The following is a 5,363-nucleotide window of genomic DNA, read 5'->3' on the forward strand; positions in this document are numbered from 1 at the left end:
CGCCGTGCCGGCTACACCATCGTCGACACCGACATCCATCCCTCGTGCCCGCCCGCCGAGCTGCTCTCCCGGCTCGACGCGCGCAGCAGGCGCCGGTGGGAGCTGCTCGGCATCCGGGTGCCCAGCCCGCCCGAGGTGTACCCCCGGGTGCGCAACTCCGGGTTCCGGATGGACTCCTGGCCCGAGGGCGCCGCGCCGGGGAGCAACCTGCAGATGGTCCGCGACCAGCTGCTCGACGAGTTCGACATCGACCACGGCGTGCTGATCCCGCTGCAGGCCCAGACCTACGGCGCCGAGACCCCGGAGTACGCCGCCGCGCTGTGCCGGGCGCTCAACGACTGGATGTCCGAGACGTGGCTCGACGCCGAACCGCGGCTGCGGGCCTCGATCGCGGTGCCGCTGGAATCGCCCGAGCTGGCGGCGGCGGAGATCCGCCGCCGGGCCGGTGACCCCCGGTTCGTCCAGGTCCTGCTCGCCACCGGCGGCGAGGCCGGGTTCGGGCGCAGGCGGTACTGGCCGATCTACGCCGCGGCCGCGGAGGCCGGCCTGCCGGTGGCCGCGCACACCGGTGGCCTGGAACAGCACCGCGGAGCGGGCTGGCCCTCGTTCTACCTCGAGGAGCACGTGTGGAACGGCAACATGATGGGCGCCCTGGTGACCAGCATGCTGTGCGAGGGCGTGTTCGCCGAGTTCCCCGGGCTCGACCTGCTCTGCGTGGAGGGCGGGGTGGCCTGGGCGGCCCCGCTGATGTGGGCGCTCGACGACGCCTGGGCGGCTCTGCGCGAGGACGTTCCGCACATGGTGAAGCCGCCGTCGGAGTACCTGCGCGAGCACCTGTGGTTCACCACGCAGCCGATCGAGGAGCCGCGGGACCCGGAGCAGATGGCCGCGACCATCCGGCACCTCGGGCTGGGTCAGCGGATCATGTTCGCCTCCGACTACCCGCACTGGGACTTCGACTCGCCGCGGGCCGCGCCCCGGATGTTCCCGGCCGATCTGCGCACCCGGATCATGGGGTCCAACGCCTGCCGGCTCTACGGCCTGCCCGAGCGGGACGCGTCGTGAGCGCCCCGGTCACCGTGCGCGGCGTCGACACCGACGTGCACTGCGCCCCGGCCTCGCTCGTGGACCTGCTCCCGTACCTGGACACCTACTGGCGCAGCTATGTCTCCGAGGGCGGGGTGAGCCTGTCGCCGAGCCAGGGCGGGGCGTACCCGCCCGCGATCGGGCTCGGGGGTACGCCCGCGCACCGGCACCCCGAGCTCGACGAGCGGGTGCTCACACCGTCCGGTGTGGACGCCGCGGTCCTCACCTGCACGACGGCGTTCCACACCAACCGCAACCCGTACTACGAGGCCGCGCTGTGCCGGGCGGTCAACGACTGGCTGCTCGCGCAGTGGCAGGCCGGTGACCCGCGGCTGCGGGTCGCGATGGTCGTGCCGACCCTGGACACCGACGCGGCGGTGCGTGAGATCGAGCGGCTCGGCCCGGACCCTGCGGTCATCGCGGTGCTGCTGCCGGTGCGCACGGACTCACCGTGGGGCAACGTCACCCACCGCCGGCTGCTCCGCGCCGCCGCCGCGCACGGGCTCGTGGTCACCCTGCACGCATGGGGGCGCGGCGGCCAGGCACCCAACGCCAGCGGCATGACCCACAGCTACCTGGAGGACTACCTGGCGAACTCCCAGGTCGTGGCCCAGGCGCAGCTGACCAGCCTGGTCACCGAGGGGGTGTTCGCCGAGCTCCCCGAACTGCGGGTCACCGTTGCCGAATGCGGCTCGACGTGGCTGCCGACCCTGCTGTGGCGGTTCGACAAGGACTGGAAGGGCGTCTGGCGCGAGGTCCCGTGGGTGGACCGGCCGCCCTCGGAGATCGTGCGCGCGCACGTCCGGTTCACCACCGCGCCGATCCACCTGCCGCCCGCCCCGGAACAGGCCCGGGAGGTGGTGGACATGCTCGGTCCGGAGCTGCTGATGTACGCCAGCGACCACCCGCACGAGCACGGCCCCGGTGCCGAACGGCTGCAGGCGGTCCTCACCCCGGCCGAGCGCGACGCCGTCCGGGGCTCCACGGCCACCGACTGGTACCGGTTGTCGTGAGCCCGGCCGAGCCCGCCGAACATACCCACGACGTCGCCGTCTCCTCCGGCGCCCGGATCCGGGTACGGACGGCCGGGACCGGCCCCGCGCTGCTGCTGCTGCACGGCTGGCCGCAGACCTCGCGGATGTGGGACCGGGTGTCGCCCGGCCTCGCCGCGGAGCACACGCTGGTACTGGCCGACCTGCCCGGCTACGGCGACAGCCTGCTGCCGCCCGGGGCCGCGGTGGCGGCGTCGGGCAAGCGGTCGATGGCCCGGGACATGATCGAGGTGATGACCGCGCTCGGGCACGGGTCGTTCGCGGTGGCCGGCCACGACCGGGGCGCGCGCTGCGCCTACCGGATGGCCCTCGACCACCCGGACCGGGTCACCGCACTCGCCGTGCTCGACGTGCTGCCCACCGCCGACGTGCTGGCCCGCGCCGACCACCGGTTCGCCCGCGGCGCCTGGCACTGGTTCCTGCTCTCCCAGCCGCACGACGTACCCGAGCGGCTCGTCGCCGCCGAACCCGAGGCCGTGCTGGGGCGGGGGCTGGCCGGCGTCTGCGACCCGGACGCGCTGGACGCCTACCGGGCGGCCTGGACGCGGCCCGAGGTGGTGCACGGCATGTGCCAGGACTACCGCGCCGGGTTCGACGTCGACCTCGCCGACGACGAGGCCGACCGTGGGCTGCGGACGATCCGGTGCCCGACGCTGGTGCTCTGGGGTGAGCGGGGCCCGCTCGGGTCGGCTCCGGATGTCCTCGAGGTGTGGCGACGCTGGGCGCCCGCGGCGCACGGTAGGTCGCTGCCGACCGGGCACCACCTGGCCGAGGAACGGCCCGATCTCGTCGGTGCGGAGCTGCGCGGGTTCCTCCGGTCGTCGTCGCCGGTCCGGGCGTGACGCCCGCAACCCGCCCATGACCTGCGGGTATCCACATCGGTGATGGCATTCAGGCGGATCGTCTATTTCCGCTGCGCGCGCCGCGTTCCTAGCGTGTGTCCCACGTCGCACTCACTCACCCGAGCGATCCGCGCCGCACCACCCGCAACGATGCGAGGAGATCCATGGTGTCCACCACCCACCTCCGGGGCGTGCCCCGGGCGGGCCGCCTGGTCCGGATGTGCGCTGCTCTGCTGGTCGGTGGCACGCTGCTGGCCGCCTGTGGCGGTGGCGAACAGGCCGCGGAGGGACTCGACGAGGTCACGTTCCTCAACGTCCTGCCCCTGGAGAGCCTCTCGTTCTCCCCGGAGATGATCGCCGACACGAAGGGCTTCTTCACCGCGCGCGGGCTGGACGTGACGTTCCAGGCGACCCAGGGGTCGGCGCCGTCGATCCAGACGGTGCTGGCCGGGTCGGCGCTGATCACGCGGATCGGCGACATCGAGACGATGATCGCGGCCGGGACCCGGGACGCGCCCCTGGTCGCGGTCGGCGAGGTGATCCACTCGGGCACCATCCGGATGGTCTCCACCGAGGCCAGGCCGATCACCCGGGCGGCGGACTTCCGGGGCAAGCTGGTCGGGACGCCGTCCGAGGGCGGCACGAGCTCGATCACCCTCGACCTGGTCGCCGGGTCCGCCGGGATCAAGCCCGACGAGGTGCGCCGCCAGGTCGTCGGCCTGAGCCCGGGTGTGTTCGACCTGCTGACCGGCGGCCGGGTGGACTCCTACATCGTCTCCCTCGACACCGCCGTGCTGCTGCAACAGACCCGGCCGGAGGCACTGGTCTACGACCCGAACACCGACATCCGCGCCGGATCCCAGGTCTATGCCACCTCCAAGGAACAGGCGCAGGACCCGGAGAAGCAGGACCAGCTGCGCCGCTACCTGGCCGCCATCCAGGACGCGACGCAGTTCATCGCCGCCGACCAGGCGAACGGCTACGCCGAGACCATGCAGCTGATCAACTCCAAGTACCAGGTGCCGGCCCTGAAGAACCCGAAGATCGCCACGGCCGCGCTGGACGCCTACGTGGCCTCCTACCAGGCCGGGGACAGTCCCGTCGGGATCTCCCCGCAGCGGTGGGCGGCCACCTACGCCGAGGTCTCCCGGATCGGGCAGGCCCCACCCGGGCTGGACCCGAACGCGTGGATCGACACCTCCCTCGCGCCCGCGGCGAACCCGTGAGCGCGCACCACCGGCGCGGCCGGCCGCACCGACCCGAACGAGGAGTACGGCGATGACCCAGCAGACGGTGGCCCGCAGCGAGGCCGCACCGGACCACGGCGGGGCCGTGGGCCTGCGCGTGAGCGGGATGGACAAGATCTACCCGACCCGGCGCGGCCGGGTGGAGGCGTTGCGCGGCATCGACCTCGACATCGGACGCGGTGAGTTCGTCTCGCTGGTGGGCCGGTCCGGGTGCGGCAAGACCACCCTGCTCCGCGTGCTCTCCGGGCTGCTCCCCCCGACCGCGGGCACGGTGGAGGCCGGTGGCCGCCCGGTGTGGGTGGACGGCCGTCGGGACGACGCCGCGTTCGCCTCGTTCGGGTTGGTGTTTCAGGAGGCGAATCTGTTTCCGTGGTTCTCGATCACCGACAATGTGGCGTTGCCGTTGAAGCTGCGCGGGGAGTCGACGTCGTCGCGGCGGGCTCGGGCGCGGGAGCTGTGCGGGATGGTCGGGTTGTCGGGGTTCGAGGACAGCTATCCGCGGGAGCTCTCGGGTGGGATGCGGCAGCGGGCGGCGATCGCGCGAGCGCTTGCCTGTGACCCGTCGGTCCTGCTGATGGACGAGCCGTTCGGTGCGTTGGACGCCCTGACGCGGGACCGGATGAACCTGGAGCTGCAGGAGATCCACGCCGCGTCGGGGGCGACGGTCGTGTTCGTGACGCACTCGATCCCGGAGGCGGTGTTCCTCGCCGACCGGGTGGTGCTGCTGACGCCGCGTCCGGGCCGGATCCGGTCGGTGACCGAGGTGGGGTTGGCGCGTCCGCGGTCGATGGAGACCGAGACCGGCGCGGGGTTTCAGGACATCGTGCGCGGCCTGCGCCGCGAGCTTGACGAGGAGAGCTGACGTGAGCATCACCGAGGAGAAGCGCTCCCCGGCCGGCGCCGCACCGGGCGCCGGTTCCCCCCAGGCCGGCGAGGGCGAGCGCCTGTGGATGAAGCGGCTGCCGTGGATCAGCGGCCCGGTCATGCTGGTGCTGCTGGTCGCCGTCTGGCAGTTCACGGTGTCGGTCGTCGGGGTCTCGGAGTACATCCTGCCCGCGCCGCTGGCGGTGCTGGGCGCGCTCGGGGAGCTGATGACGGGCCCGGACATCTGGGGTCATATCGGGATCACGTTGTTG

At 73.0% G+C, this 5,363-nt stretch carries 5 protein-coding genes and 1 pseudogene; all 6 read left to right on the forward strand.

Annotation, left to right across the window (positions count from 1 at the left end; translation table 11 throughout):
* A partial coding sequence (locus tag I4I78_RS29750) for an amidohydrolase family protein (RefSeq protein WP_218614831.1) occupies window positions 1-1,065 on the forward strand: 1,065 nt, incomplete at its 5' end.
* A complete protein-coding gene (locus tag I4I78_RS29755; protein WP_218614832.1) occupies window positions 1,062-2,099 on the forward strand; it encodes an amidohydrolase family protein in 1,038 nt (345 codons plus the stop codon). The genes I4I78_RS29750 and I4I78_RS29755, both read left to right, overlap by 4 nt.
* Window positions 2,096-2,980: an alpha/beta fold hydrolase gene (locus tag I4I78_RS29760; protein ID WP_218614833.1), complete on the forward strand. Its 885-nt coding sequence runs from the start codon at window positions 2,096-2,098 to the stop codon at window positions 2,978-2,980. Before I4I78_RS29755 ends, I4I78_RS29760 begins: the two co-directional genes overlap by 4 nt.
* Window positions 2,981-3,144: 164 nt before the next feature.
* Window positions 3,145-4,206 carry an ABC transporter substrate-binding protein gene (locus tag I4I78_RS29765; RefSeq protein ID WP_218614834.1) on the forward strand — a complete coding sequence of 354 codons (1,062 nt, stop codon included), beginning with the start codon at window positions 3,145-3,147 and terminating at the stop codon, window positions 4,204-4,206.
* Window positions 4,207-4,258: 52 nt separating this feature from the next.
* Window positions 4,259-5,089, forward strand: a complete 831-nt coding sequence (locus tag I4I78_RS29770; RefSeq protein WP_218614835.1) for an ABC transporter ATP-binding protein — start codon at window positions 4,259-4,261, stop codon at window positions 5,087-5,089.
* Between the two features lies 1 nt (window position 5,090).
* A pseudogene (locus I4I78_RS29775) lies at window positions 5,091-5,363 on the forward strand (hypothetical protein); the annotation flags it as partial.

Source organism: Pseudonocardia sp. KRD291 (assembly GCF_019263595.1).
Classification (GTDB): Bacteria; Actinomycetota; Actinomycetes; order Mycobacteriales; family Pseudonocardiaceae; genus Pseudonocardia.

Excerpts from the sequence above, each read along its gene's own strand:
- I4I78_RS29770 (WP_218614835.1), top strand. The coding sequence starts at position 4,259 with ATGACCCAGCAGACGGTGGCCCGCAGCGAGGCCGCACCGGACCACGGC.
- I4I78_RS29765 (WP_218614834.1), top strand. The coding sequence starts at position 3,145 with ATGGTGTCCACCACCCACCTCCGGGGCGTGCCCCGGGCGGGCCGCCTG.